The organism is Streptomyces sp. NPDC059142, assembly GCF_042755665.1.
Classification (GTDB): domain Bacteria; phylum Actinomycetota; class Actinomycetes; order Streptomycetales; family Streptomycetaceae; genus Streptomyces.
Genome location: NZ_JBHZDA010000058.1, coordinates 1 through 26291, shown reverse-complemented (window position 1 = coordinate 26291; position 26291 = coordinate 1). Strand labels below are relative to the sequence as shown.

26 protein-coding genes are annotated in these 26291 nt (G+C 69.3%); 2 read left to right on the top strand and 24 right to left on the bottom strand.

Annotated elements, in window-relative coordinates:
• The 10 genes from ACFXPK_RS20995 to ACFXPK_RS20950 form a co-directional block, all read right to left on the bottom strand.
• Positions 1–1593 carry a hypothetical protein gene (locus ACFXPK_RS20995; protein ID WP_385077512.1) on the bottom strand — a complete coding sequence of 531 codons (1593 nt, stop codon included), beginning with the start codon at positions 1591–1593 and terminating at the stop codon, positions 1–3.
• A 73-nt stretch (positions 1594–1666) separates the two neighbouring features.
• A complete protein-coding gene (locus ACFXPK_RS20990) occupies positions 1667–1885 on the bottom strand; it encodes a hypothetical protein (RefSeq protein WP_385077509.1) in 219 nt (72 codons plus the stop codon).
• A 107-nt stretch (positions 1886–1992) separates the two neighbouring features.
• Positions 1993–2205 (bottom strand): hypothetical protein, encoded by a 213-nt coding sequence (locus ACFXPK_RS20985; RefSeq protein ID WP_385077506.1) that lies wholly within the window; start codon positions 2203–2205, stop codon positions 1993–1995.
• Positions 2206–2231: 26 nt separating this feature from the next.
• Entirely contained in the window at positions 2232–2624 is a 393-nt protein-coding gene (locus ACFXPK_RS20980) for an RRQRL motif-containing zinc-binding protein (RefSeq protein ID WP_385077504.1), read from the bottom strand.
• Positions 2624–3901: a hypothetical protein gene (locus tag ACFXPK_RS20975; protein ID WP_385077501.1), complete on the bottom strand. Its 1278-nt coding sequence runs from the start codon at positions 3899–3901 to the stop codon at positions 2624–2626. Before ACFXPK_RS20975 ends, ACFXPK_RS20980 begins: the two co-directional genes overlap by 1 nt.
• Positions 3898–4221, bottom strand: coding sequence for a hypothetical protein (locus tag ACFXPK_RS20970; RefSeq protein ID WP_385077499.1), 324 nt, complete (start codon positions 4219–4221; stop codon positions 3898–3900). The genes ACFXPK_RS20975 and ACFXPK_RS20970 overlap by 4 nt, the downstream gene beginning before the upstream one ends.
• On the bottom strand, positions 4218–4862 hold the full coding sequence (locus ACFXPK_RS20965) for a GGDEF domain-containing protein (protein WP_385077496.1): 645 nt from the start codon (positions 4860–4862) through the stop codon (positions 4218–4220). The genes ACFXPK_RS20970 and ACFXPK_RS20965 overlap by 4 nt, the downstream gene beginning before the upstream one ends.
• The gene (locus tag ACFXPK_RS20960; RefSeq protein WP_385077494.1) at positions 4859–5146 is read right to left on the bottom strand and encodes a hypothetical protein; all 288 of its coding nucleotides are present in this window, start codon (positions 5144–5146) and stop codon (positions 4859–4861) included. Before ACFXPK_RS20960 ends, ACFXPK_RS20965 begins: the two co-directional genes overlap by 4 nt.
• 88 nt (positions 5147–5234) lie before the next feature.
• A complete protein-coding gene (locus tag ACFXPK_RS20955) occupies positions 5235–6014 on the bottom strand; it encodes a DUF4097 family beta strand repeat-containing protein (protein WP_385077490.1) in 780 nt (259 codons plus the stop codon).
• A gap of 85 nt (positions 6015–6099) precedes the next feature.
• Positions 6100–6303 (bottom strand): hypothetical protein, encoded by a 204-nt coding sequence (locus ACFXPK_RS20950; protein WP_385077487.1) that lies wholly within the window; start codon positions 6301–6303, stop codon positions 6100–6102.
• 857 nt (positions 6304–7160) lie between these two features.
• Here ACFXPK_RS20950 and ACFXPK_RS20945 point away from each other — a divergent pair.
• Both ACFXPK_RS20945 and ACFXPK_RS20940 read left to right on the top strand, forming a co-directional pair.
• The gene (locus ACFXPK_RS20945) at positions 7161–7877 is read left to right on the top strand and encodes an XRE family transcriptional regulator (protein WP_385077484.1); all 717 of its coding nucleotides are present in this window, start codon (positions 7161–7163) and stop codon (positions 7875–7877) included.
• A gap of 2 nt (positions 7878–7879) precedes the next feature.
• The gene (locus tag ACFXPK_RS20940) at positions 7880–8353 is read left to right on the top strand and encodes an NUDIX domain-containing protein (RefSeq protein ID WP_385077481.1); all 474 of its coding nucleotides are present in this window, start codon (positions 7880–7882) and stop codon (positions 8351–8353) included.
• Here the strand turns inward: ACFXPK_RS20940 and ACFXPK_RS20935 are convergent.
• From ACFXPK_RS20935 to ACFXPK_RS20870, 14 genes are all read right to left on the bottom strand, one after another.
• Positions 8341–8913, bottom strand: coding sequence for an HD domain-containing protein (locus ACFXPK_RS20935; protein WP_385077479.1), 573 nt, complete (start codon positions 8911–8913; stop codon positions 8341–8343). The two genes, ACFXPK_RS20940 and ACFXPK_RS20935, sit on opposite strands and share 13 nt — an antisense overlap.
• Entirely contained in the window at positions 8910–9377 is a 468-nt protein-coding gene (locus ACFXPK_RS20930; RefSeq protein ID WP_385077476.1) for a GntR family transcriptional regulator, read from the bottom strand. Before ACFXPK_RS20930 ends, ACFXPK_RS20935 begins: the two co-directional genes overlap by 4 nt.
• Before the next feature lie 492 nt (positions 9378–9869).
• Positions 9870–10970 (bottom strand): hypothetical protein, encoded by a 1101-nt coding sequence (locus tag ACFXPK_RS20925; RefSeq protein WP_385077473.1) that lies wholly within the window; start codon positions 10968–10970, stop codon positions 9870–9872.
• A gap of 893 nt (positions 10971–11863) precedes the next feature.
• The gene (locus ACFXPK_RS20920) at positions 11864–12712 is read right to left on the bottom strand and encodes an immunity 49 family protein (protein ID WP_385077471.1); all 849 of its coding nucleotides are present in this window, start codon (positions 12710–12712) and stop codon (positions 11864–11866) included.
• Positions 12713–12741: 29 nt separating this feature from the next.
• The gene (locus ACFXPK_RS20915) at positions 12742–13596 is read right to left on the bottom strand and encodes an immunity 49 family protein (RefSeq protein WP_385077468.1); all 855 of its coding nucleotides are present in this window, start codon (positions 13594–13596) and stop codon (positions 12742–12744) included.
• Positions 13593–16457: a hypothetical protein gene (locus ACFXPK_RS20910; RefSeq protein ID WP_385077465.1), complete on the bottom strand. Its 2865-nt coding sequence runs from the start codon at positions 16455–16457 to the stop codon at positions 13593–13595. The genes ACFXPK_RS20915 and ACFXPK_RS20910 overlap by 4 nt, the downstream gene beginning before the upstream one ends.
• Positions 16454–16894 carry a DUF6507 family protein gene (locus ACFXPK_RS20905; protein WP_384999043.1) on the bottom strand — a complete coding sequence of 147 codons (441 nt, stop codon included), beginning with the start codon at positions 16892–16894 and terminating at the stop codon, positions 16454–16456. The genes ACFXPK_RS20910 and ACFXPK_RS20905 overlap by 4 nt, the downstream gene beginning before the upstream one ends.
• 27 nt (positions 16895–16921) lie before the next feature.
• Entirely contained in the window at positions 16922–17233 is a 312-nt protein-coding gene (locus tag ACFXPK_RS20900; RefSeq protein ID WP_384999040.1) for a pore-forming ESAT-6 family protein, read from the bottom strand.
• A 43-nt stretch (positions 17234–17276) separates the two neighbouring features.
• Positions 17277–17609: a hypothetical protein gene (locus ACFXPK_RS20895; RefSeq protein ID WP_384999037.1), complete on the bottom strand. Its 333-nt coding sequence runs from the start codon at positions 17607–17609 to the stop codon at positions 17277–17279.
• Between the two features lie 114 nt (positions 17610–17723).
• Entirely contained in the window at positions 17724–19142 is a 1419-nt protein-coding gene (locus ACFXPK_RS20890; protein ID WP_385077460.1) for a DUF6177 family protein, read from the bottom strand.
• Positions 19143–19177: 35 nt separating this feature from the next.
• On the bottom strand, positions 19178–23152 hold the full coding sequence (gene eccCa / locus ACFXPK_RS20885; RefSeq protein ID WP_385077458.1) for a type VII secretion protein EccCa: 3975 nt from the start codon (positions 23150–23152) through the stop codon (positions 19178–19180).
• Positions 23153–23174: 22 nt separating this feature from the next.
• Positions 23175–24404 carry a CpaE family protein gene (locus ACFXPK_RS20880; protein ID WP_385077455.1) on the bottom strand — a complete coding sequence of 410 codons (1230 nt, stop codon included), beginning with the start codon at positions 24402–24404 and terminating at the stop codon, positions 23175–23177.
• 61 nt (positions 24405–24465) lie between these two features.
• Positions 24466–25821, bottom strand: coding sequence for a type VII secretion integral membrane protein EccD (eccD, locus tag ACFXPK_RS20875; protein ID WP_385077453.1), 1356 nt, complete (start codon positions 25819–25821; stop codon positions 24466–24468).
• Positions 25822–25870: 49 nt separating this feature from the next.
• A complete protein-coding gene (locus ACFXPK_RS20870; protein ID WP_385077450.1) occupies positions 25871–26185 on the bottom strand; it encodes a hypothetical protein in 315 nt (104 codons plus the stop codon).
• Between the last annotated feature and the right edge of the window lie 106 nt (positions 26186–26291).

The following is a 26291-nucleotide window of genomic DNA, read 5'->3' as shown; positions in this document are numbered from 1 at the left end:
TCAGACATTCCAGCCCTTCTCAGCCTCGGGCCCGTTACGCGGGTCCTCATGACGGGCGATGTCCTGCTCATGCGCGTAGCGGAACAGCGGCCCGAGTTCGTCGGACGCGGACACCGACTGCAACAGGGCGACATGGATTTCCTCGAACCCGACCGCCACCGCCTTCTCCAGCGGGAACTCGCTGTCGGAGCGCTCCGCGAGGATCCGGAAGGTGTTCGCGACCGCGGTCAGCGCGTGGGGCAGGTTCTCCACCATGGCCAGGATCTCCATGGCCCCGTCCGGCTCGTAGGAGCGGGCGGCGTTCTCCATCTCTGCGGCAGCCTCTTCGAACCGGAAACCGGACACGTGTGTGACCTCCCCAAACGGCGTGCGTGACGTGCTGGGCACGAGACCGGCCGGACGCTCCACCCGGTCCCCGATCTCTGCATCGGCCACCGCATCGGCGGCAGCCTCTTCCTCCGCGAGCCGCGCCCGGATGCCCCGGTCGCGGTCCGATTTCTCCTGCTTCGCCTGACCCGCAAGACGCCGGTACAGGCGGCGCCCGGGGTGCTGAAGCCACTGCCACCCGAGCTTGCGCCCGAGCGGGGTGGTGAGCATGCCGAGCGCTCCCAGCGCCGCCGCCAGCACCGCGGCCAGCAGTCGGCGTCCATGCAACCGCGCCGCCGAACGCCACAGGGCGGCCCGCGCCCGGCGCCGCGAGGGCGCCTTGCGCAACATCGACCGCTTCCCGTCGACCTGGTCACGGGTGTGCTGGTCACGCGCGGTTCGGGCCCGGTCGACGGCCGCGCGCCGCATACGGCCCGCGGCAGCCAGGCCCCGGGCCACCGACCGGCCCACCGCACCCTTCGACTGCGCACGCCCCGCACGGGCATCGGCCCGCGCCGCGCGGCGCCCGTCGGCAACCGCCCGCCGCTCCTGCGTCGCCTGTGCACGGGCAGCCCCGCGCGTCGGCCCCTGCCCGGCGCGCTCCTTGCGCAGCGCCCGGACCTGACCGACCCGACCGGGCGACGTGGACCGGGAGCCGAGCGGGGAACGCCCACCCGCGCCACCGCGGCCGCCGCCCGTGGTTCCGGTACCCGCGCGATGCTTGCCCGCGCCGGGCGACTGAGCCATGCCGGACGACGCGGAACGTGATCGCGATCCGCTCTGCTTCGACAGCCCCATACCCCGACCGGCCCCTGCCCCGGCGGACCTGCCGTCCGTGGTGCGGGCCGATGCGGGGGTGCGGCCGGACGTTGCCGCGCTACGTGTTCCGCGAGCCGACGACATGGCGGCGGATCGCGGAGCGCTGGTTGCTCGGGCGGCAGTGCGCTTGCGGGCGTGCCGGGCGGCGCGGGCCACGGCGGCGGTGCCCAGGACCGCGGCCCCGGTCGCGGCGAGCGTGGCGGCGACCGGCCCGCCGGCCAGAGCCGACGCGGCGATCACCCCCACGGTGCTGTTCGTGCCGGTCACCGCGAGCGGCACGACCGGCCACCCGCCCGGCGTGTGCTCCACCGACGCGGTCGGCGGTTTCACCGGATCCGGTGGTTTCTCGACAGGCGGCGCGGGGGCAGCCCCGGGGACTGCCTCCACTTCCGTCGTGGTCTGCGTCATGCTGATTCCACTCCCTTGCGGAGTAGCAAGGGCGCCCCCGGTCGGGCCCTGGTAAGCAGACCGGGGGTGCCGCTCACAGGTGGTTGGACTCGATCGCGAAGTGCACGACGTTGGCGCGGTACAGGTCCCGGTTCGCGCTGGTGATCAGCTCGTAGATCTCGCTGAACGCGTCGTAACGGGTGGTGCCGGGCCTCGGGGTGAAGGTCCCCGACCGCATCGCCGTCAGGACACCGGGCTTCTCCAGCGTCATGACGTAGAAGTGACTCCCCTGCGGGGCGTTCTGACCGGACACACTGAATCTCCTTCGTCTCGGTGAGGTGAGGTGAGGTGCGTGCCCCGGGCCGGATTCGATCCGGCGCCCTCACGGCGTGAATGCCGGGGCTGACATGCGGAGTGGGGTTACCAGTCCCCGAAGGTGCAGATGACGGAGCAACCAGCGCTCACGCAGTCGTGCTCGCGGATCTCTCGCGCCCGCCGCTCGTAGTCGCGGTCACGCTCAGCGCGCGACGACGACCAGCGGACCGGCTCAGCACCGGCGGCGAGTTCGGCACAGCGAGGGCATCCGTCGACACGTCGGCCGAAGTTCGGGCCGTGCGAATGGGAAGTGGTCACGGTGAATCTCCTGATCGGCTGGACTGTCAGGCAGCGCGTTGCTGGTCGGGGTAAGCACAGGTCACGCACATGCCGAGCGACGTCGGGATGCGGTACCCGGCGTCCGTGCGGCACGCGGGGCACAGCCGCCGGGCGGCGTTGGCCTTGGCGAGCGCCGCCCACTTCGCAGCCGTCATCGGCCGGACCGGTTGGGCCCGGTCGATGCGGTAGAGGTAGGCGACGCGGACCGGAGAGCGGTCCTTGCGGCGATAGCGGCTGGAGTACCACATGAGCTGCGCGGCGATGTCCTGACCACCCGGCCGCAGCCCCGCCGCGCGGAGCTGACGGCGCGTAGCCAGTCCCTCCGGGGCGAGCCGGAACGGGTAAGTGGGGATGCCGCCGTGCCGGGCCCCGTCCGGGTCCCAGAACCGGCCCGCCATCACGCGGCCCGCAGGCGGGCCGGTGCGGTCTCGTCGTCGCGAGCGGCGAGGATCTGCTTGCGCCCCCACGACTCGCTCATGCCGTACGCCTCACCGAGCGCACGGGCGCTGAGCGTGCGGCCCGCCTGTACGGACTCGGCATACGTACGGCGCGCGTCCTGCCGCATCCGCTCCAGCTCCGCGTCCTCGAATTCCGCATCCCTGCCGGGGTCCGGCTCGCCGTGCGGGTCCGGGCGTGCGGGGGCATGCGGGTCCCGTGCGGACGGTTCCCGCACAGGTTCCGTACGGCCTGTCACCTGGTCGTTCTCCGACGGCGCGGATACAGGATCCGTGTCGCCGGAGGTGGTGGCAGTGCCGTGCGGGAGTTGTGCGGATGCGTCCGTACGGACCACGTTCACCAGGCCCGTACGGCGTGCGGGTGTGCGGGATTTGGTGAGGCGGGCGGACGCGGACACGGCCCGCTTCTCCAGCCGCGGCGTCATGCCCGGATCGGTGGGACCGTGCACCACTTCCCACGCGCGCACCCATGCCTCTTCGGCGGACAGGTCCCCGTACGATGCCGCGGAGATGAGCCGGTCGGCCACCTTCACCACCGCCCGGTGATGCCGACGACGCCGGGCAGCATGCCGACGCCGCGCCCGCTCCTGCGGGTCGAGGGAGGCAGCAGCCAGGTTGGACACCCACTGCCGGATCTCGAACACGACCGGCCCCAGCAGAGTGACCGCGGCCAGACCGTAGCCGACCGTACGAGCATCCGCCGCGCTCAGACCGTGATCCGCCAGCGAGAGGCCGTAGCCGTAGTTGATGAACGCGGCGAAACCCGCGAACGCCGCGACCAGCACCCGCAGCAGCCACCGCACCCATGCCGGCAGCATCCGCGCGTCCGCATACGCGACACCCGCGGCCATCACCCACGCCGCACCCTCCAACGCGAGCGGCAACGGCAGAAGCACCGGATCGATGCCGACAAAGTGCAGGATCTGAGCCGGGAGCGAGGCCAGCGCGGACGCGCCGACCAGGGCGAGGGTGCCGCGCTGGTAGACGCGCTCCGGGGTCAGCGCCAGCGCCCGCCGCTCAGCGCGCTCACGCCGCTGCCCGGACCGCTCGGCCCGCGCCGCGTGACGCTCGGCCCGCCGCTGCTCACCCAGCCGGGCCGCGCGCTCATCGGCGGCCCGCTGACGCTCGGCCCGCAGTTCCTCGGCCGCCGCGGCGTCCAACCGGCGCTGCTCGGCTTCGGCGGCCTGGTCGGCCCGCCGTTCCTGCCGGTAGACGCTCATACCGCACCCCCGGCATGGTCGGGGTGGGTGGTGTAGCCGACGAGTTCCACCCGGGCGCCGGCGTAGTCGGCCAGCACGCTCAGGACGCGGGTCCGCCCACCGCTCTGCTCCGCGTACTCCACCGCGGCCGGGTCGATGCCGAGCGCCGCTCGCCACGTCTCGAACGCGGCGAGACCGTCGTAGAACGAGACGGTGAGCCGGTCGGGGTAGACCGTGGACACGACCACGCTCGCGGCGGGCAGGGTCGGGAAGTCGACGGCCAGCATCCGCAGCACGGCCATCGGGGCGGCCAAGTCGTTCAGTACCGGGGTGGTGTTCATCCCAGGTCCTCCGTCTCGTTCTCGGTGCCCCGCCGGCCGTCACGGCGGCCGTTGACCGTCCAGTACGCCGGGGTGGCATCGGTGGCGATCTCCCATCCGCCGCCGGTCTGCTTCGCCCCGTACATCGCCTCATCCGCCGCCCGGAGCAGCACCGACAGGCCATCGGCCCCGGTGCCCCTGATCGCGCCGATGGACGCACCGAACATCAGCGAACGGCCCTCGACGTCGACCGGGTCGGTGAGCGAGCGGAACAACTCGCCGATCAACCAGTCGAGTTCGGTGCGGCTGCGCGCAGGGATGATGGCGGTGAATTCGTCCCCGCCGAACCGCCCGGCCAGCCCATCGTTGAGCCGGGCCCACGCGTCCAGTCGCTTGCCCGCGGCGCGGATGACCGCGTCCCCGGCCGCGTGGCCGTAGACGTCGTTGATCTCCTTGAACCGGTCCAGGTCGATGACGTAGACCGCGCTCGGGCCACCGGCCAGGATCCGGACGGCGCGCTCGGTGAACGCGTTCCGCGTCGGCAGCCCGGTCAGCGGATCACGCCGGGCCTTTTCGACCCGGCGGCGCAGGAACATGCTGTGGAAGGACCATCCGGCCGCGAGCGGGGCAGCGGCGGCCAGGGCCGTCAGGGTCTCGCTCATGCCGCTGCCTCCCCGCTGGAACGCGTCCGGCGGCGCGCGGCGAGGGGGACCGGGCGGAACAGGTCCGGGGCGTATGCCTCGATCGCCTGCGCGGCAACCTGGGACACCCGGTCGGGCAGGTCGGGCTCCTCCGCGAGGATGTCCCGCGCCGCGTCCATACGCGCGGCCCGCTCCATCTCGCTCTCGCCCTCCGTCCCCAACCACAGGTCCAGGGGCGTACCGAGCGCCAGCTCTACGAACTCATCCGGCGTAACGGCCGTGTGACCGGCAACGATGATTCTCATGGGTCGTGCTCTCCCTAGAAGATGGCAACGGCTCGAACAGCGGCCCCGGTGTGTCACCACCGGGGCCGCGCGCCGTTTGCGGGTTGGGTCAGCGGGTGCGCGCGTGGCCCGACACCGTTTGGGCGGACACGTTCAGGTGGCGGGCGCCGTATACGTCGACGTCGCCGGAGACGCTGACGGCGCGTACCGTGCCGGACGCGCTGCTGGTGGCGTGCACCCGTACGTCGCCGGAGGTGGTGCTCAGGTCCGCGCTGCGGCCGTCGTACAGGTCGACGCCGATGTCACCGGAGACGGACCGGGCGCTGATGCTCTCGGTGATCCGGCCTGCGGTGATGTCGCCGGAAGTGGTCGACGCGCTTAGATCGCGGGCCCCGTCGGCATGCAGGTCGCCGGAGGTGGACCGGAACTCGATCCGCTCCAGGTAGCCGAAGACCTCGGCATCGGCGGAGGTGGAGACCACCGCGAGCGACGACCCGACCGGCAGATACACCATGGCCGTGACCGCGCTGACACTCCGCATACCGCCGCCGATGTGTGAGCCGGAGATGACCTGACCGTTGACGATGGTGAGACCCGTGATGGACCCGTAGACCGTGCCCACGCTCTGGACCACCCGGTTGCCGCGGCGGCTCTGCACCATCACGTCGGCGGGCATCTCGGGAACCTCGATGCCCAGCGCCTGGCCCTCCTGATGGAAGCGGGCCCGGGCGACGGCGTCGGCGGCGGGGCCGGTGCTGTCCTCGGTGGACAGCACCACCCGCGCCATCGGCAGACGCTCGTCAACCTGAACGCGGACGCTGCCCACCGGCAGCGACAGGCCCAGCACGACCGGGCCGGTGGAAGGGGAAACTATCGTGCGCTCCGTCATGACGGACGCTCCTCGAAACAGCGAAGGACCGGACTGTCCGGCTCCCCACCGCGCCCGGCGTCGGCCGGGCGCGACTGGGCAGCCGTCAGTTGCCTGGCTGCGAGGTATGCGCCGCGGCGTTGCCGGACGCGTTCTGATACGCCGCCTGATAGTGCGGCAGACTGCCCTGCGAGGGATGTCCCGGCGTCGACCGGATCTCCTCGCACCGCCGGGCCAGACCATCAGCCCGGTTCTGCTCCTCAGAGGCGAACGCCTCCGAAGCGCCCTGCGCGGGCTTACGGCCGCTCATCAGCGGGTCCCCAGCGCGCGGGCTTCGTCCTCGGAGCGCTTGTTCTGCTCCGCGTTCTTCTTCGACAGCTCAGCGCTTTCCGCTTCTGTCAGACTGGTGAACACAGGTTCCTCCACATCAGGTGCCTGTACGCAGGTCCCGGGTCTAGCCACCCGGGGCCTGCACTGGTTTTGACCTCTCGGTGCCGAGCGGCCACGACTCCCCGGCCTCTCCAAAGGGGGCAGGTCGGGGATCGTGTGCGCTCGATACGCACAGGTGACGCAGATATCGACCGCCGCCCCGGACTCAGGTCCAGTACGGCCATCGGCATCTCAGTGACGCGAAGAGGCTCTGCCGACGTGCCGGTCCAGCACGGATTGGCGCCTACGTACTTCGCTGGCTCATCAGGGCTCCTCTCGGTCGTCGTTACATGCGTGTCGCACTGCAAGGGGGACCTGTGTCCCCACTCTCCGGCCGTTGCTCGCGGTCGCCGGGCCACCTCGCCAGTACGGGCCGAAACCCTGTTCCACCTGGCCTTTAGCGGGATTGCAGCGTCCCCGCCCTCTGTATTCGTGCACGTCGAAGCAGCCCAAATGAGGGCCCCTCCGGGTGTGCGATCCGCTGTGGACTTCCGTCCAATGCAGTACCTCTATTACAGGTACTGCATCGAGCTTTCGTCAAGTCGCACCGCGAACTCCTTGGGTCTTGTGCGCCGGACTTCTTGGCGCACCATCAGAATCGCGGCAGGTGAGGGGCGTTGTTTACCCCGTACGTGGACAGCTCGAATTCACCTGGCTACCTTCAAGAGGTCCCTAGACGTCCCATCGGGGGTAGAGATGTCCAACGAGCGCTTACGGTCGGCCCTTCTCGCTCAGGGCATGACCGTGCATGACCTCGCCGAAGCGATCGAGGTCAACCCGAAGACAGTTGAGCGATGGATCACTCAGGGGAAGGTTCCGTACCGGCGGCATCAGTACGCCACCGCGTCAGTGCTCCAGGTCGACGTGACGACACTGTGGAACGATGACCGCGCGGTCGAGAGTGCCGCTGACCTGAGCAAAGCGGAGATCGTCACCGTCTACCCGCATCGGCACATGGTGCCCAACGGGCTGTGGCGCGAGGTATACGCGCGGGCAGAGACGCACGTTGACGTGCTGGTCTACTCCGGCCTCTGGCTGTCGGAGGATCCCCTGTTCCACGACCTACTCAAAGAGAAGGTGCAGGGCTCCACGCAGGTCCGCATCCTGCTGGGGGATCCCGACTGCGCGGCGGTCCAGCAGCGTGGCATAGATGAGGGTCACCGCATCATGGACGGCAAGATTCGCAACGCCCTGGTGAACTACCGCCCGCTCTTCACCAGCCACCCGGACATAGGGTTCCGGCTGCATGACGCGACGCTCTACAACTCACTCTTCCGATCCGATGACGAGATGCTCGTCAATACCCACGTCTACGGCATCGGCGCGTACATGGCGCCCGTGCTTCACCTGCGGAGACTCCCCGGGGGCGGGCTTTTCGACACGTACGCGAATAGCATCGAGCAGACCTGGGGAAGCGCACGGCCGGTCACAGAACTCGACATCACGGGAGCTTGAGCATGGGACGTATCGACTACCTTCACGACCCCGACGCGCCGCCGGCCAACTCTGTTGTCCCGTCCGTCGTCGCGTTCGTTCGGAATGACGCAGGCGAGGTCCTGCTGATCCGGCGGTCCGACAACGGCCGGTGGGCGCTCCCCGGCGGCGGGCATGACGCCGGGGAATACATCAGCGACACCGTGGTGCGTGAGGTCTGGGAAGAGACCGGGATCAAGGCCGAAGTGATCGACATGTCCGGGATCTACACCGACCCCGGGCACGTGATGCAGTACGACGATGGCGAGGTGCGCCAGCAGTTCAGCATCTGTTTCCGGGCCCGGCCAGTCGGCGGCGAGGTTCGTACGAGTGACGAAACGACCGACGTCCGTTGGGTCTCGCCCGAGGAACTGTCAGAGTTCGACATCCACCCCACCATGCGCCTGAGGATCGAGCACGCGATGGACCGGGCCCGAATCGCGCCCTACATCGGTTGACGGGCTGTGCTGGCGAGCCGTCCGAGCACCCGCGACGTGCTCGCCAGAATCTCCGGTTCGGCGCGCCGGATGAACGTGCCGATAAGGCTGTCGGCTCCGTACCGTCCGGCGATCTCGTTCACACGGTCCACCGGGTTCGTCGGGGTGCCGTCCGGGGTCGTGTTCATGTCGCAGTAGCACAGCGCGTCATTTAGATCGGCGCTCTCACGCGGGAACTCGCTCTCCAACTCACTACGCAGGCCACGGGCGTCCGCTTCCATCCACGAGCATGAGTGATGCGCCACGAGACGGACGACCCGTTCGTCCGCGTGAGCAACGGCCCGGAGGTATCGCGCGCCGTCCAGCGGGTGAAATCCCGTCTTGGCAACATCAGGCGCGTAACCGATGTCGTGGAGCACTGCCGCCGCCTCCATGAGATCTGCGTCCGTCCCAAGGATCGGGGCGATCGTACGCGCCCGCTCGGCCACTCCCAGCGAGTGCGCCCACCGGCGAGGCAGCGCGTCGGAGAGCAGGGACTTGGCCAGAGGGTGGGCCCAATCGGTCAATCTAGCGGTGTTCAAGGTTCGGAACGCTCCTTTCGATCGGGCAGAGCCCGTACGGTTCTCGGCTTTCCCTGCCGGGCTTCCGACAACAGTCCCGCCGCCTCCAACTTGTCCAGCACCTTGGCCACCGTGGGACGCGAGACGTGGAAGCGGCTGCTCAGCGTCGACGCGCTCGGAAATGGCTGTCCCACTTTGAGGCCGTCGGTCCCGAAGACCTCAGTGATCCGTTCCGTCAAGGGGCGGCGGTCGGCGTGGTCGGAGGCCCTGATCACGCGCCAACGGCCACCGGGCACCGGCTCTGCGATACCCGCTTCTTTGAGCACTCCAAAGGCTCTGAGCGCCACCCCACGAGAGATTCCGTGGTCACTCATGAGGTCTGCGACAGTCGGAAGCTCGGTCATCTCCGCATCTGCTTCGATCTGGGACTTCACCACATCGGCAATCTTCAGGAAGGTTCCCCGGGGGCTGATCTCCTGCGACACGCCCGCTCCTTCTCTCTTGTCCACGATCGTGGACAAGCGTGGCACGTTCCTTGAGGTCTTGGTGTCGTTGCTCCTTCCCTGTCTGCTCCCGGCACGCATATCGGGGAGCGGCCGGGCCGTCTGTGGCGGTCCGAGAAGGACCGGCGACCAGCACCAACGACCGGCAGCGACCACGTGGGCACGGCGCCCTGCCGTACCCCCGTGGTGCGTTCACCCAGCTACACCCAGGTGTCGAGCCACATCCGGTTGTGCCACGAGTCCAGCGGGATCGCCGTCCCCGTGTATAGCGGCCAGAAGTAGATGAAACTACAACGCCGAGTGACTGCCCTTCGAATCGGTAATCTGCGCGGGCCCCTCATATGTCCATCGTCGCTGAAGGGAGCGCTCGTTGCGCGACGGATGGTCGGGACTGCCGCGGAGAGGGAGACGCAATAAAAATCAGCGAGAGTAGTCGGTACGCTATTTGGTGAATTGCCGAAATTAGCCAATTTATTATCGGCGAAGCCAAGCTGTAAGCAGGGCGCCGACGACTACGCCAAGCAGAGAGGTGCAGAAAGTTGTCAGACGTTGGACCTCTTGTGTGTGCTGAGCGTCCAAGACATCTAGCGTCTTCTCGGCCGTTTCAATCTCCTCGCTGTAAGATTCATTCATTACCTTTTCTGTGTATGTCTTCAGAATCTGAATTTGTCGCTCGGAGTAGACTCTCTGGATTCCTTCCTCGGCCCGTCGGAGTTCGTGAACGCCCTGTAGTCGGCTTTGCAACAAGAAGAGTCTCAATTTCAGCAGCTCCCTCTTGTTTCGTATTGCTCTGCGCAGATATGAGATGATTCCCGGTGTGGAGTAAGTTTTGGCTAGGTCTTCAGCCAGCTTCATAGATGAAATTGAACGTCCGATCGCTGCCGACTTTTGTACTGCGGTGGTGTAGAATATTTCGAGCTCGGGGATCGCCCACTCGAAAACCTCCCTTAGCGCCTCGTTGTGATCGCACTGGTTTGCATCGTAGTTGAAAACGAATTCATCATATCCAATCTGTCGTTTCTTGACGCTGACTGAAATTCGGTCTGATAGTTCTTGTGCCCCTTCCTTGGTTCCTTTTTTTAGAAAGAAATTGGCATGGAAGGGGGAGGGGCCAATTTTGCGAAGCCGTACGTTGGGACTGTTGAGTTTTCCTATCTCTCTGTTCAGGAACTCTCTCACGACCATTAGTGAGGCGGAGGGGTTAGCGGGCAGGGTACCGCTTCCCTCGCACACTGCGAAGGACACCGGGTGGCGGCGGCTGAAGTAGGTTCGAACTATGAAGTCCTCGACTTCTCCAACCTTGCGCCCCCGAGCTACGTCCGCTTGAACTCGGGTCGGGATTGTAACTTTAAATTTAAGCATCCCGCCCGCAGGTGCGCCCTCCAATGATTGTCCCCAAGGACTGACTCCCTCTCGCGCCAAAATGAAGCTGGCAATTCCTTTGAGCTCGACTTCTCGAATGGAAGGGATCGAATTCAATGTTTCAACAACGGATTTCTGCCATTCTTCGATAGTCTTTGCGCCGACGACTTCAGGCGATACGCAGCCTACGCCGAACGCCAGGTCGCGCGACATGATCCCTCCAGGATGATGAGTGTTCGCGGGATCCCGGGGCTGTCGGGATGTCGGCAGTCGGGAGTTTGAAGCGAAACACCAGAGAACGCGAATGTGTAAATATATTCCGCTACTCGCTCGTTCAGAAGTTCTCTGAAAAAGGAGGAGTTGGACGCGCGTGATTGGGATCTAGCGAGCCGACTTGGCGCTAGTGCCGTCGCGTGTGAGCGTAGGCGCCAGTTGCTTGCTCTGCGCGGTCCCGAAAACCGTTCAGCCAGCACGTACCCGCCGGCTGCCGGTCTGGCCTTGGCGTCGTACAGCCGGCCATCAACCTGGAGGTAGTACTGATTGGCGCGCTCGAAACCGTGCTCGTCCAGGAAGTCATCCCGCCCGCTGGCGTCATACTCCTTGACGACGCGCCGAACGATGCTGGCATCCGTCAGCCCTGTGGTGGTCATGTAGTCCCCTCGGTCACCAGGTCTGACGACGATTCTACGAAGGGGCACCGACAACGGAAGTAAGCGAGGCGGCAGGTGGTCTCAGTCCTGGTCTCAACTGCGCCTGATTCCAAGGCGGTCCGCAGCCGTCCACCGGCGTCCTTCAACCGCTCTGACCTGCAATACGAGCCTTGATGTGGACGTTCGCGGACCTCCATGGATTGCGATCAGACAACTTGTAATGCGTAGGTCGTCGGTTCGAATCCGACAGGGGGCTCTGCGGAAGGCCAGGCCGGATCTCATCCGACCTGGCCTTTTTCCTGCCATGCGCGGGCGCCGGTGAACCGCCCCGGGGCTGATCGGGGCGCCTTCGGGCCCCGGAGGCGGCACGGTGCCTTCGGTCACGGCCGGGTCGTCCGTACGGAACGCGCGGCGTGGCGCGTGATGGGGCAGGTGCGCCTCGCGCGGGGCGGGGGGTTACGTGTCGAACTCGCCGCGCCAGGCGAAGTCGAGGAGGGCCTCGGGGAGGTAGTCGGACTCGATGTCGAACGGGAGGTTGTTGGCCCTGGCCAGGCTGGCTATCGCCAGCGGAGCGAGGGCCACGACGCCCTGGATGTTGAGGGTGCGGTCCTCGTCCGCGGTCCAGTACTCCTTGTGCCAGCGGACGGCATCGGCCAGTGCCTCGTTGAAGCCCGCCACGTCGTTGCGCAGGTAGCGGTAGAGCAACATGATCGGCGGGTAATGGAGTTTGGTCATGGTCTCCGCGTCGAGGACACGGGCCTGCTCGGGAGCGCTCAGGTCGACGGCGCGCACCAGGTGGGTGCGCAGGTCGTCACGGTGGAGCCAGAAGCTCTGGATGGTCTCCACCCAGGCGTAGGCGTACTCGTCCAGCGTGCCGCCGAAGTCGCGCAGCAGGGACACCGGAACCCGCGCCAGCATGTCGAGGCGGGCTTCTTCGCGGCAGATGATGGCGAGGTAGAAGGCGTCGAGCCAGGTACTCGCGTTGAGGTAGGTCTGCGGCCCGGTGGTGGCGAGGTGGCGTTCCTCCTGGCGGACCTTGCAGGTGACGGCTTCCCCTTCGGAAACGGCGGCGGCGAAGACCGCGGAATGCGCCTGCATGGCCAGCAGCCAGGACTCCCAGGTCTCCAGCATCACGGCGCGGGGGTCCCCGACAGTACGGACCAGGGCGACGTTGAGTGACTCTGTGACCGCGTCCGACCTGGAACGGTGCGAGGTCTCGATCTCCTCCAGCGCATCGGAGAGTGACTCCTCCATGACGGGAACCACCGCCGCCATCGCGTCCTTCGGATAGTCCTGGCGGGACACGGTCACAACCGTGTCCCGGTCATATGGCGTCACGTGTCGAACTCGCCCACCCAGGAGCGGTCCAGAAGGCGGACGGGCAGGTACTCGGACTCGACCTCGATGGGGAAGCCTGCGTCGTACGCGAGACATGCGATCGCCAGCGGCCCGAGGGCCAGGAACCCTGCGATGTCCCCCGAACGCTCCGGCGTACTCCAGTACGCCTTGTGGAGTTCCAGAGCCTCCACGAGCGCCTGGTTGAACCCGTCGTGGTCCTTGCGCAGGAACTGGTAGAAGAGGTTGATCGGCGGGTACAGCACACACTGGAGCAGATCGCGCGGCGTGATCGTGGCGATGTCCGGATGGGACTGCTCGATGGCCGCCGTCAGTTTCTCCGGCAGCCCCGGTTGCTCACGCCAGTACGTCTGGAGGGCGTCCACCCAGTGGTAGAGGTACTCATCGCCCTCCGCGCCGGACGACCGCAGGAGGTCGAGCGGAATCTGGCACATCGTGCTCATCCGGGGCTGATCCCGGCAGATGATCACGAACCAGAGTGCGGTCAACCAGTTGCCGGCGTTTGCGTAGAACTGGGGCCCCGTGGCGTTGACGGTGCGCATCTCGTGTGCGATGCGCGTCTCGATCGCGCCTTCGGTGGCGGAGGCGGCAACAAAGGCTGTCGTGCCGATTTGCATGGCGGAGACGGTGGCGTCCCACGTGGCGAAACGGTTGCCGCGCGGATTGAGGGCCTGGGTCGCCTGCACCTGCAGGAGTGCCTCGTTCAGTGCCATGCCGACGATCGCAGGCGAGGCATCCAGATTCTGAATGCTCGTCTCGAACTCCTCGGAGAGGCGCTCGGTGACCTGCTCCTCGACCGTAGGAGCGGCATGCCGCTCCACAATTACCGTCACGGATTGCTCCTGTTGGTGGCCTCGAAGAAGAAGTCTTCCTCTTTGAACGTTCCGATATTGAATCGGCGACTCTTGAAGCCCCCATAAGTCGGCCCGTCGGAAACACCCTTCACGAGGATGTATTCGACCTTGTCCGCTATGAGTGCCTTCTTGAGGTCAGTGTACAACTTGAGCTCGGCGGCATCTCCGTTCTGCGCTCTCTTCCACATCTCGTTCATGATGTCGAGGAAGTATTCACGCGAGCCCTGCTTCGCCTTGTATCCGGTCGGCAGCGTACGCTCGTTGATGCCCGTACCGACGTCGCTCTTGGCTTCGATTACGGCGAAGCCCTCGTCGTTCTTGCGCCGCCAGACCTGGTCGAACTGATCGTTGCCGTTCTTGGGTCCGGCGGTCGGCTCCCACTTCGCTCCGTCGTAGAACTGTGAGACGACATGGTGGCGGGCGACAGACTCACCGTAGGCCTCGGTGGCCTTTGACATCGTGTCGTGGAACGGTGCGTGATCAGCCTTGAGAGCGTCATATATCGCCTTGTTCTCGGGCGTTCTATTCGTTTCCCAAGCCTTTTTGGCCTTACCGAGCGGATCGTGCAGGGGGTTGTCGGCCTGAATCGCCTCGTGCCGTGTCCTGGCCGCGTTGTCCAGGATGGACTTGGCGTGCGGATCAGTGAACTGCTGGGCGGTACCTGAACGGTCCCAGCCTGGGTAGTACTTCGTCGGGAAGGCCGGCGGAGCACTGTCTTTCGCGATCCACATCGTCGGATTGGCGGGGTCCCTGATCAGCTGCGGCGGTGGGAAGCCGCTCTCGTCGGGGAGGTCGGTGTCCTGGCGGTAGCCGCGCTTCTCGTAGTAGTCCTTGAAGTACCCCTCCTCGTGATTGGCCCTGTAGACCTGGATCTCCGTGATCTGCTCCGGCTTGAGTGACCCGTGAGGGCCGTAGGGGTTGTCCCCCTGCCGCATGAAACTCGGAGGGTCGGGAACACGATTCGGACCGGGTGCGCCACCGCCGTGAGTTGTCGCGCCGTCGATGCCGCCCGTGCCCGAAGCTTCTGGGTGGGCGTTGCCTGGGGACGGGGGCTCGTGGTGGCCGCCGCCCGTGGACGGGCCATCTGTGTGGGTGGCACCTGATCCGGAGCCGTCCGCATGGGCGGCGGCTGTGGACGGAGTGTCCGGGCTGGAGTTGCCGCGGGGGGTGTTGTCCAGGTCGTTGCGCGGCATGTTGTCCGGGGCGTGGCCCCCCGGAGTGCCGTGGTCGCCCGCGTGGCCCGAAGGGGTGTTGTCGAAACCGCCGCCGTGGGCGCCGTTGTCCACCGCGCGTATCGGGTCGGAGATGTCGCTGCCGACGCGGATGACGTCGTCCGCGCCTCGGCCGCCGACGCCTGCCAGGACCGGGGCCTCCTGGCGGGCAGGGGTCTCCGTTCTGGGGGTGTTGGCGTTCTCGTCGAGCTTCGGGGAGGGTTCCGGCCTGGCCTCGTCGGCCTTCTGGTAGAGGCTGCCGTCCTCCTTGTAGAGGTTGCCCGCCTCGTCGGCGTACTTCGCGGGGCCGTCGAAGGGCAACTTGACCGTGCCGGGGGGCAGGGAGGCGGTGCCCTCGGGGAGTCTGATGGTGTCGTCGGAGAGCTTGACCGCGCCGGCGGGGATCGGGGTGTCCTTGGGCAGCCGAATCGTTCCGTCGGGGAGTTCCACCGCGCCCTCGGGCAGGCTGAAGGCGCCCTCGTCGATTCTGGGGATCTCGAACTTGCCCAGGCCCTTCAGACCGGCCATCACATCGCCGATCTTCGAGATACCGGCCCCGGCGCCCTTGAACACGTACGTCATCGGATCGATCACGCGGCCCGCCTTGCCCGCGAAGGAGAGCGCCTTCGCCGCGACCCCGGCCTTGCCGGCGCCCGCCACCGCGCCGCCGGCGCCGCCGGTGAACACCGTCGTCAGCACGTTGAACGTGACCGCACCCGCCGCGCGGGAAGGGTTCGAACCCCACTGGTCCCACGCGACCAGCGCCTTGCCGGTCTCCTTCATCGCCGTCCGCGAATCACGGAGCCACGGCGGCAGATCCTTCTCGTCCGCCATCCAGAACGCCACGCCCGCGGGGGACGCGGTGATCACCAGACCCGTCGCGAGCTTTCCCAGCCCCGTCCACGCCTGCCCCGCCGCGTCCCAGCCGTCGAAGCCGACCAGCGTCCCCAGGCCCTTGATCGTGCCCCACACGCCGTCGACGATCACACCCTTGCCGAAGTCCCAGGCGTGCTCCCACACCTGCCACGCCGGAACCGACTCCTCCACCGCGTCGCCCCACGGCAGGGACTTCGACTGCTTGAGAGCCTCGGCGTCGTAGCCGTACATGCCCTCGCCGTTGGAGCCGTCGTTCACCTTCAGCGGCGTACCGCACACCAGCGCCACGATCTTGTCGTGCGCGCCGCGCTCCGCCGCCTGGAACTGCGCCCACACCTCGGCGATCTTGTTCCGGCGCTCAAGGTTCTCGTCGATGAGGTCGCCGTCCTCGATCCAGTCCTCGTCGCGCGAGACCTTCGACCGGAACGACGCCGCCTCCGCCTTCAGCTCCTCCAGCTTCTGCACCAGGGGACGGATCTCCTGCGAGTACGTGCCCAGGGCCCCCGCGATGGTGCACATGTCGCCGCTGAACGACAGCATGATGTCCGCGACCGGCTTGGTCACCGCGAACAACTGCTCCGCCTCGGGGGCCTGGTAGTACGCCGACATCCCGCCGAACGTCGTATGGACCGACGAGCCGGCGTTCGCCAGCGCGCCGCCGTCCGCCGACAGCGCCGTCACCTTCTCGTCCAGGACCGACAACTGGCCCGTGAACACGGGTACTTCGGCGGGATCGACCGGTGCGTTGCTCACTTGGCGCCTCCCGGGGCGTCCTTCAGCAGGTCCAGGCGCACGCTCCTCGCCGCGTCCTGGGCCTCCTTGGCCGCGTCCAGGTCACCCTGGAGGTACTCGTTCGTCGCCTTGGCCGCGCCCAGGAGCGAGGCCTGGATGCGGTCCACCACGGTCTTGAGGTCCGTCTGCCTCTTCTCCAGGTACTGGCTGAGCGCGGCGCCCACCGGGCCCGTGCTGCCCCGGTGCGACAAGGGCACCTGCCCCGTCGGCACCGGCCCCTGCATGGTGGGTGAGGGCACCGTGGCCGCCGATCCCGGAAGCGCCGTACCAGCCGCGTACGCGGCCTCCGACATGTCCGACATCAGCTTGTTCAACGCTTTTTCCAGATCCCCCGCCCGCTCACCGGTCAGCTTGAGCTGGCTCTGCACACCCTGCGGCTTGATGTCCCACGACGTCATAGCTCCCCCGAAGCTCCGACAACCCGCTCAGCCGATGTTGTCGACCGCGGCCCTGGCCCGCGCCAGCGTCTGCTGCGCCGTCGCGTCGTTCTTCTCCAGCGTCGTCTTGAGCAGCCGGATGATGTTCTTCACCTCTTGCGAGGCGTTCTTCCAGCGCAGTTCCTTGGCGTGGTAGTCGTCCGCCACGCCGTCCGCCGCGAAGTCCGACATCGCCGCGCTCACCTGCGCCTCGCGTGCCGCGATCACCTGTTCCAACTGGCCGATGACCACTTGGATGTTGCTCTGTGCCTCGGTCGACGCACCCGCGTCGTAGGACCGACGGTCCGTGTCACCGGCCATCACACAACACACTCCCCGTGTGGTTGAAGGATTCCGAAGAAGGTCAGCGGCCGGAGAACCGGGCCGCGTCGAAGTTGCCCGCGCCCATCTGCGTGCGCGCGTTGTCGCCCTGCTCCTGGTCGCCCGAGCCGAAGGCCTGCTCCATGCCCGACTGGCCGCCCAGGATGGCCGACAGCGAGGCGTTCAGTTCCTTCGTGATCCCGTCCGAGCGCAGCTTGAACGAGTCGAACGCGACCTTGCCCTGGCCGTTGAATTTGCCCTCCAGGGGCTGCGCCGCGTTGATCAACTGCTGGATCAGCGTGCCCAGGTCGGTACTCGAGTTCCGTGATCCCGACATCAGGCTCGTCAGAACCTGCGTCCCCATGTCGAACTTCATTCCGCTCCCCCGTCTACTCGGTCCTCGTGAGTATGTTCATTTTTATCAACTCATATGGCTGACACAGTCGGCAACCGAGTAGCTGTGACCAATGCCTGACAAACCCCCGGACCGTCACTCGCCCTTCAGATGCCGCATCAACCGCTCGAAGTCGCTCCACCCCGACAGGTCCGAAGGATCACCCGGGAACGGGTAGTACAGCGCCGGGCGCGCCTTCGGTCCCAGTGTGACCGGTGGCACTGACAACGGCGTGCGCCGTGCGCGGTCGCCCGGCATCGCCCGGACCTCCTCGGAGCCCAGGACGAACGCCAGCGGCACACCGGGGCCCTCGAAGCGGGCCGGTACCGCCAGGTCACGGCGCGCCTTGCGGAGCTGTACGAGCATGGAGCGCAGGGGGTGGCGGGTGGCGAGCGCCTCCGCGAGCCGCTCCAGCGCGTCCACCGGCGGCTCCTCGTGGGCCCCGTAACCGAACGCGAGCGTGACGTCCTCCTCCACCCCCGCCTTCGTACGGGTCACCCGGACGCTCGCGATGCCCGGCCGCGCCGGGCTCCCGACCACCACGAACCAGCTCGGCTCGGGCGACCGCCCGTGGGCGACGTCGGTCAACCGCGCCGGGGACCAGGGCAGGTTGGCGGGCTCGGCGGTCCCCCAGCCGGCCGGTGCCTCGCCGGTGAGCTCCCGCCAGACCGTCTCCAGGGCGCCGCCGAGGACCAGCCGGTCGTCGGCGGGGTGCACCGTACGGAAGGAGACGGCCAGTTGGCGTTCGCCGGTGTCCGCGAACTCCCGGAACGACTCCGCGACCGGGGTGCGCGGGTCGTCCTCGGTCGCGTCCGGCACCACGACCGTCGCGAACATGCCCTCCTGCCAGCGCAGTACGGCGCCGGAGCGGCCGTCGTAGTAGCCGTCCCGTTCGTCCCGTACGACCCAGCGCGAGGGCCAGTTCGCCAGGGCGTCGCGCACGGCCGGGGTGAGGGCGCTGCCCGCCGGGCCGACGATCTGGAGTCCGCGCCCCGAGGCGGCGGCGGCCCGGAAGGCGTCCGAGAGCCAGGCCGTCATCGCGATCACGGGCCGGTCCATGATGACGACGGCCACATGGTCGGTCAGGACGTCCACGGCGGGCTGCGCGGCGGCCGGCGCGGGGGCGACGCCCACGTCCTCGGACGGGACCACGGCCACGGAGAGCGCGGCCTGGGGCGGCCAGGCCGTGCCACCGGCCAGCGCGGCGATCCGGGCCGCGAAGGTGCCCGCCAGCCGCTCGGCCTCCGGGACGCCGGTGGTGGCACGGGCCTCGGTCCACCAGAACGGCACCGGAGGCTCCACGGCGCCGAACAGCCGCGCGGCCTCGCCGGGTACCTGCACGAGCATCGGTGCCTCGACGGCCACCAGCGGCCGGCCCCGCGCGTCGCAGAGCTGTACGACGGCGCCGTCGCCGGTGGTGTCCACCAGCTTGTCCGGGCCGCCGGAGAGCAGCCCCGCGAGCACGCTCCAGGCGTCGGGCATCCGCGGGGTCAGGGCTATGACGTCCTTGGTCATGAGGTCGTACGGTCCTTAGTGGTGCGGCGGTTTCGTCACTCGGGCGTGTACACGGTCTGGATCAGGCGCCGGCTCTGCCCCCGTCGGACGAGCACACCGCGTCCGGCGGGCTGCTGCGAGGCGTACACACCGGGGAAGAGCTGGCCCTCGCTGCGGTCGCCCGCCATCACCACGGCCGAGGCCCCCGATTCGCGCAGCCCCTGCACCAGCGGCTCGTACATGCCGCGCGAGGCGCCGGCGACCCGGCGGGTCAGCACGAAGTGCAGCCCGATGTCGACCGCCGACGGGACGTACGGCAGGAAGGGGGCGAGCGGCGACTGCCCGGCGGTGGTGAGCACGTCGTAGTCGTCCACGAGGACCACGATCCGGGGACCGCCGCCCCAGCTTCCGGGTTCCAGGTCGTCCAGAGGGGCCTTGTCGTCGGGCAACCGCCGTTCCAGCTCGGTGGCGATGCCGGTGGCCAGCCCCGTGCACATCCTGGTGTTGTACGCGTAGCCCCCGTTGAACTCCTCGGGGACCGCACCGCGCAGGGAGCGGCGCGGGTCCATGACGGCGAAGACCAGTTCGTCCTCGCCGTACCGCTCGACGAGTCCGGCCGCGATGGTCTTCAGCAGGTTCGTCTTGCCGCATTCGCTGTCGCCCAGGACCAGCAGGTGCTGGTCGTGCGCGAAGAGGTCCAGCAGTACGGGCGCCAGCGCCGTCTGGTCGAGGCCGATGGGCACCCGGCGGGGCTCGGCGGCGGGTCCCGGCAGCAGATGCGGCTCCAGGACGTGCGGCAGTACCCGTACCGGCTGGGCGGCCTCTCCGCTCCAGGTGGCGCGGATCTGGCGGGCCGTGCGTTCCAGTACGGCGCCCAGCTCCGCCTGGTCGGCGAGGCCGTCCGTGCGGGGCAGCGCGACCTGGGCGAAGAGTTTGCCGTCGGTGAGGACCCGGCCGGGTTCTTCGGGGGAGAGGGTCGCGGCGAGCTTGCGCTCGATGCTGGACTCGCCCGGGTCGTTGAGGCGCAGCTCGACCCGGGTGCCGAAGTTCGACTGGGTGGCGATGCGGACGTCGTTCCAGCGGAGCATGCCCGCGACGACGTGGACGCCGTAGCCGCCGCCGCGCTTGAGGATGTCCACGACGGCGTCGTCGAGTTCGTCGAAGTCGTCGCGCAGTGCCCCGAAGCCGTCGATGACGAGGACGATCTCGGCGGAGGCGAGCTGCGGCAGCCGGCCCGCCGCGTGCAGGGTGCGCAACTGCTCCACGGAGTCGATGCCGTGGTCGCGGAAGAGGTCCTCGCGGGCGGCGAGCATGGTCCGTACCTCTTCGACGGTACGGGCCGCGCGCTCGCGGTCGGCGCGGCCGGCGATGCCGCCGACGTGCGGCAGACCCGACAGGGCCTGGAGCCCGCCGCCGACCAGGTCGAGGCCGTAGACACCGACCTCGCGCGGGGTGTGGGTCAGCGCGAGGGAGAGGACGAGGGTGCGCAGCAGGGTGGTCTTGCCGGACTGCGGCCCGCCGATGACGGCGGCGTGGCCGCCCGCGACGGTCAGATCGAGGTACCACTCGCCCTGCCACTGCTTCGTCGGGTCGTCGACCAGGCCCAGCGGTACGGTGAGCCGGCCGCGCCGCTCGGCGAGTTGCATCCCGCGCGGGCCGGCGTCCAGCGGGCCGGCGACCGTGTCCAGCGCGATCGCGGTGGGCAGCGGCGGCAGCCAGATCCGGCGCACGGGTGCGGCGGCGTGCTCCAGTTGGCCGACGACGACGCCCATCTCGGTGGGGCCGGTCTCGCGCCGCCGGGCGGAGGGTTCCCGCGGCCCCTGGTTCTCCGGCTCGGCGAGGGTGTTGAACGCCTCGTACTCCAGGGCGAGGGGGCCGGTGTCCTCGTGCTCGGACCGCTGGACGGGCCCGCGGTAGCCGCCGGACACGTAGCTCGCCTTGAAGCGCTCGTAGTGGCTGGTGTCCACCTTGAGGTAGCCGAAGCCGGGCAGCGGGGGGAGGTGGAAGGCGTCGGTGGTGTCCAGGACCGTGCGGGACTCGTCGGCGGAGAAGGTGCGCAGGCCCAACCGGTAGGAGAGGTAGGTGTCCAGGCCCTTGAGCTTGCCGCCCTCGATGCGCTGGCTGGACAGCAGCAGGTGGACGCCGATGGAGCGGCCGATCCGGCCGATGGACAGGAAGAGGTCGATGAAATCGGGCTTGGCCGTGAGCAGTTCGCCGAACTCGTCGATGACGACGAACAGATGCGGCAGCGGTTCCAGGTCGGGCCGCCGGTCGGCGCGCAGCGCGGCGTAGTCGCCGATGTCGGCGACGTTGCCCGCGCCCTTGAGGACCTGCTGGCGGCGCTTGACCTCGCCCGCGAGGGAGGCGTGGACGCGCTCGACGAGACCGGCCTGGTTCTCCAGGTTGGTGATGACCCCGGCGACGTGCGGCAGGTCCGCGAACGGGGCGAAGGTCGCGCCGCCCTTGTAGTCGACGAGGACGAGGGCGAGGTCCTCCGGCGGGTGGGTGGCGACCAGGGCGAGCACGAGGGTGCGCAGCAGTTCGGACTTGCCGGAGCCGGTGGCGCCGACGCACAGCCCGTGCGGACCCATGCCCAGCTCGGAGGACTCCTTCAGGTCGAGCAGGACCGGCTCGCGGGAGTCGCTGACGCCGATGGGCACGCGCAGGAAGGCGCGCTCGCCGCGCGGCGCCCAGAGCCGGTCGAGGTCGAGGCGGGCCACGTCGTCGATGCCGAGCAGGTCGGCGAAGTCGACGGGGCCGGACAGCGGGGCGTCGACCAGGGACTCGGCGGACAGCCGCAGCGGCGCGAGCATCCGGGCCAGGCCCTCGGCGAAGGGGATGCCGACCTCGTCCACGGTGCCGTGGGCGCTGATCGGCTCCTCCTCGCGCAGGTCCTCGATGAGGACCCGGTCCCCGTCGACGGTGATCCGTACGCCGACGTGGCCGGGTTCCTGGATCCGCTGGTCGAGCAGGTGCAGGACGGTGACGCCCATCTCGCGCAGGCCGACGGCGTCGTCCGGGCGCGGCAGCTCGACGGCGTCCTCGCCGTGTCCGTCGGCGACGACGAGCAGCCGGGAGGTCATCGACAGGGCGTCCTTGCCGGACAGTCCGCGACGGACTTCGGCGGCGTAGGAGGCGCGGCGGCGCAGTTCGGGGCCGAGCCGGCGGGCGAGCTGCGCCGTCGAGGGGGCGATCCGCCGGGCGGCGACGGGGCCGTCGAACTGCTCGGTGTCGAGCAGGTGCGGCATCCACTTGGCCCATTCCCAGTCGTCGAGCCGGTCGCCGGGCACGGCCAGCGCGAGGGCGACGTCGTCGGGTGCGTGGGCGGCGGCGGTCTGCACCATCAGGGCGCGGGCGACGCGCAGGCAGTCCTCGCGGGGACCGATGACGGTGACGTTGCCGATGCGGTCGAGGGGAACGGTGAGCGGGAGTTCGGTGCCGTTGCGGAACCGGGTGGTCAGGGCCGAGGCCTCGTTGAGCATGAAGAGGTCGGGCGGGGTGAGGACGGTGGAGCCCTGGTCCGCGATCCGCAGGTCGCGTACGGGCATCTCGCCGGTCCCGACGCGTACGCGCAGGAAGTCGGCGTCGGCACGGCGGCGCTCCCACAGCCGGGCCGGGTCGCGCACGATGTCGTAGAGCGCGTGGGGCTGCGGGTTGAGCACGTCGGCGCGCTCGCCCCGTTCACGTTCCTCGGCGGCGAGTTCCTCGCGGAGGTCCTCCAGATAGGCGAGGTACGCCTCGCGCTGGGCGCGGCGGGTGCGCTGGGCCTTGCCGCGCTGGGAGAAGACGAGGCCGACGGAACCGATGACGGTCACGACGAGGATGAGGGCCCCGAGGGCGGCGAACTGGCTGTTGCGGACGACCGTCATCATCACGACGGACGACATGACGCCGGCCACGGGCAGCAGTGACATGGCGATGTTGCCCGCCTTGCCCTCGGGCAGGTTCGGCGGCGCCTCGATGACGCGTGCCTCGGAGGCGGCGGGTGGCCGGACCGTCCGGGCCGGGCGGTGGATCAGTCGGGTGCTCATCTTCGTCGTCCGTCGTCGTCCGTCAGTGGCGCTTCTGGGAGAGCTGGAACGCGTCCGCCGCGATGCGGGTGGCGGCCGTCCTGGTCGCCTGGGCGAGCAGCTCGGTGCGGATCGCGCCGCCGTCCGCGAGGTGGCGGTCGTACGGCAGGACGTGGACGCTCGTCCCGGTGGACCGGAGCGTGCGGACCGCCTCCGCGGTGTCGATGCCCGAGTGCGGGGCCTGTTCGGTGAGGACCACGACGGTGCCGCCGATCACGTGCGGGGGCAGGCCCCGCATCCACTGGAGCACCGCGTGCGTGCTGGCGACGCCGTCGAGGGTCGCGGGGGTGGTCAGGACGCAGGCCTGGGAGGCGGTCAGGGCGACGCGGGCCACTTCCGCGGGGAGCGTCTCGCAGTCGACGACCGTGACGCCGAAGTAGCGGCGCAGGGAGACCATGACGCGTTCGTAGGAGCGGAAGTCCAGCATGGCGCCGATCTGGCCCTGACTGCCGGGCAGCAGCCAGGCGTTGTCCCGGAGCTGGACGAGGTAGCCGGTGATGTCGAGCAGCGACATCTGCGGCTGGACGATGTCGGCGACGTCCCCGGTGGTCCAGCGCAGCGACTCGGCACCGAGCCGGATGGGCAGCGAGCCGAGGGCGGGGTCGGCCTCGACGAAGAGGACGGGGTCCTGGCGGTAGTGGGCGTACGTGGTGCCCAGCAGGGCCGCGACGGTGGACTTGCCCGCGCCGCCGCGTATGGAGGTGACGGCTATCTGGCGGCCGGTGGTCACCGGCTGCTGGAGCGATTCGGCGGTACGGGAGACCTCGGCGACCTCGCGGGCCACGGACGAGGAAACGGTCCGCCAGATCGCGCGGGCGGCCCGCACGGTGAAGGGTTCGCCGTTGCGGGGCTTACGGCTCGCTCCGGCGAGGCTCGGATCGACCGCGGGGCGGGAGTCGGGGGTACGGGTCGCGCGGGCGCCGGCGGGGCGGGGCGGCGGGACGTCGTTCTCCGGCCGCACGGCCTCGACGGCGGGCGGGGCCTGGGCCACAGGCGGGGCCTGGGCGGCGGGCGGGGCCTGGGCCGCGGGGTGCGGGGGCGCGTGCGGGGTCCGCGGGGCGACGGGCGGTGCGGGATCCGGCCCCGGGCCGGGGGGCGCGGGCGCGGCGGCGCCCTGCCCGGCCGGCCCCGTCCCGCCCTGGGGGGCGGGCTGCGGGCCACCGCCCCTCAGGTCCCGCAGGACGTCCCCCTGCCAGTTGTCCGCGTTCGACATGTCTGCCCCCTGACCTCTTGTTCCGGCCTGCTGCCCCGCGCGGAGCGCCCGCGCGAGGACCTCAGAATTTGTCGAGCAACTGCCCGTAGATGCCGAACACCCCGATGGCCAGCGGGAACAGCCCCACCACCCCGACGGACTCGACGAAGTCGGCCATGCGCCGCAGCCGTACCCGTACGTGGTCGGCCGGCTGGACCGCGAGCCCGAGCAGCGGCAGCAGCGTGGCCACGCACAGCACGGCGAGGGCCCCCGCGCCGCCGCCGTGTCCGAGCCACAGCATCACGAGGCGTACGAGGAGCGCCCCCGCCGCGGCGATCAGCGCCACGACCTCGGCGACCAGCGGGAAGGCCCGCGCCCTCGACAGGAGCACCACGGCGACGAGCGAGGTCAGCGCCACGGTCCACAGGCTCGGTCCGCCGGCCAGCGTGAGCAGCCAGCCGCCCGCCGCGGCGGAGACGGCCGTCGCGATCGTGGCGAGGGCGAGGCCCCGGTGTGTGGCGGCGAGCGCGTTGCCCACCTGATGCCGGCTCACGGAGGTTCCGCCGGAGCGCCGGTCGTCGAGCGCTGTCAGCCCCGAGGCCATCAGCGCGAGGCGGGGCAGCAGGCCGAGCAGGACGACGGAGAACACGGCCATGACCGCGCCGAGCCGGGCCGGGTCGTCCTGTACGGAGGCGACCGCCTCCCACACGGCGGTGATCGCGGCGACGGCGGCGGCGCCCATGAATCCGCCGCGACCGAGCGGCGAGAACCAGCCGAGCATGACGAGGGTCAGGACGAGCGCCGCCGCGACGGCGGCCAGTCGTGTGATCCCCGCCCACTGCTGGGCGTCGGCGGCCGTCCACGCCGTGAGGACGCCGAGTCCTCCGGCGGCGAGCAGGAGAGCCGAGGCCAGGCCCCGGTTCCCGGTCCCGACGCGGGCGCCGAGGGCGCCGGCGGCGAACAGCAGGACGGTGGCGGCGAGCAGGGCGCCGGCCAGGGCGTCGAGTGCGAACTCGCGGCGGGCGAGCAGTGCGGCGATCACCGCGAGGGTGACGGTCGCCACCCCCGCGCTGCCCCTGCGGGCGGCGGGACGCCAGCGCCAGGCCCGGAGGTCGAGATCGTCGGCGACCAGGTCGACGACGTCGTGGACGACGGGGGCGGGCGGCGCGGAGTGGGTCCTGACCAGCCGCAGGACCGCGCCGTCGGCCACGCCGGCGCCGGCCAGCGTGCTGTCCTGGGGCAGCGCGGAGCCGTCCGGCGTCACCAACTGGCGTGTCATGGGCCGCGAGGCGGCACGGTCGTCGAGCAACTGAAGGATGTCCGGGAGCAACTGCCCTATGGGGGTGTCCGACGGGAGGACCATGTCGGCCCGGCGCCGCTCGCCGACCAGGGTCACCCGGGACAGGTGCGCTCGGGAAGGCGTTGCTGTGCTCACCACTTGCGGGAACCTATCATTGCGGCGTCGCGGCCCTTCGGGGTCGAGGTTTCTACGAATGGGTCGACGTGGGCGGCTTCGCCGCCGACGGGGCCGACGGCTGTGCGTACGGCTGCACGAGCCCCAGTTGCTGCTGCCTCTGTTGCTGCTGTTCGGCCTTCTGCTTCGCCAGCGTGGCCTGGATGAAGGACCATCCGACGCATCCCGCGCACAGGACGGCCGCGATGGCCATGCCCGCGAACACCTTCCCGAGCCGTTCGTCCGCGGTGCGTCGCGCCCGCCCCGCCCCGAAGAGCAGCGCGTCGCGCATCCTGCGACGGCGTACCGTCACCGACTCCAGTAGCTGACTGTCGTAGTCCCGTGCCATGTGTCGTCCGTCGCCTCCCCCACTGTTTTGCCTGTGCAACATAGAACATCTGTCGGTTCGGGCACACCCCGGGAGCCCGCGCGCCGGCGAGGAGTTCGGCGGCGCG

What these genes read in the sequence shown, in the direction of transcription:
- ACFXPK_RS20995 (WP_385077512.1), bottom strand. Translation starts at nt 1,593, where the DNA reads ATGACGCAGACCACGACGGAAGTGGAGGCAGTCCCCGGGGCTGCCCCC.
- ACFXPK_RS20980 (WP_385077504.1), bottom strand. Translation starts at nt 2,624, where the DNA reads ATGGCGGGCCGGTTCTGGGACCCGGACGGGGCCCGGCACGGCGGCATC.
- ACFXPK_RS20975 (WP_385077501.1), bottom strand. Translation starts at nt 3,901, where the DNA reads ATGAGCGTCTACCGGCAGGAACGGCGGGCCGACCAGGCCGCCGAAGCC.
- ACFXPK_RS20970 (WP_385077499.1), bottom strand. Translation starts at nt 4,221, where the DNA reads ATGAACACCACCCCGGTACTGAACGACTTGGCCGCCCCGATGGCCGTG.
- ACFXPK_RS20965 (WP_385077496.1), bottom strand. Translation starts at nt 4,862, where the DNA reads ATGAGCGAGACCCTGACGGCCCTGGCCGCCGCTGCCCCGCTCGCGGCC.
- ACFXPK_RS20960 (WP_385077494.1), bottom strand. Translation starts at nt 5,146, where the DNA reads ATGAGAATCATCGTTGCCGGTCACACGGCCGTTACGCCGGATGAGTTC.
- ACFXPK_RS20955 (WP_385077490.1), bottom strand. Translation starts at nt 6,014, where the DNA reads ATGACGGAGCGCACGATAGTTTCCCCTTCCACCGGCCCGGTCGTGCTG.
- ACFXPK_RS20950 (WP_385077487.1), bottom strand. Translation starts at nt 6,303, where the DNA reads ATGAGCGGCCGTAAGCCCGCGCAGGGCGCTTCGGAGGCGTTCGCCTCT.
- ACFXPK_RS20945 (WP_385077484.1), top strand. Translation starts at nt 7,161, where the DNA reads ATGACCGTGCATGACCTCGCCGAAGCGATCGAGGTCAACCCGAAGACA.
- ACFXPK_RS20940 (WP_385077481.1), top strand. Translation starts at nt 7,880, where the DNA reads ATGGGACGTATCGACTACCTTCACGACCCCGACGCGCCGCCGGCCAAC.
- ACFXPK_RS20925 (WP_385077473.1), bottom strand. Translation starts at nt 10,970, where the DNA reads ATGTCGCGCGACCTGGCGTTCGGCGTAGGCTGCGTATCGCCTGAAGTC.
- ACFXPK_RS20905 (WP_384999043.1), bottom strand. Translation starts at nt 16,894, where the DNA reads ATGACGTCGTGGGACATCAAGCCGCAGGGTGTGCAGAGCCAGCTCAAG.
- ACFXPK_RS20900 (WP_384999040.1), bottom strand. Translation starts at nt 17,233, where the DNA reads ATGGCCGGTGACACGGACCGTCGGTCCTACGACGCGGGTGCGTCGACC.
- ACFXPK_RS20895 (WP_384999037.1), bottom strand. Translation starts at nt 17,609, where the DNA reads ATGAAGTTCGACATGGGGACGCAGGTTCTGACGAGCCTGATGTCGGGA.
- ACFXPK_RS20890 (WP_385077460.1), bottom strand. Translation starts at nt 19,142, where the DNA reads ATGACCAAGGACGTCATAGCCCTGACCCCGCGGATGCCCGACGCCTGG.
- eccCa (WP_385077458.1), bottom strand. Translation starts at nt 23,152, where the DNA reads ATGAGCACCCGACTGATCCACCGCCCGGCCCGGACGGTCCGGCCACCC.
- ACFXPK_RS20880 (WP_385077455.1), bottom strand. Translation starts at nt 24,404, where the DNA reads ATGTCGAACGCGGACAACTGGCAGGGGGACGTCCTGCGGGACCTGAGG.
- ACFXPK_RS20870 (WP_385077450.1), bottom strand. Translation starts at nt 26,185, where the DNA reads ATGGCACGGGACTACGACAGTCAGCTACTGGAGTCGGTGACGGTACGC.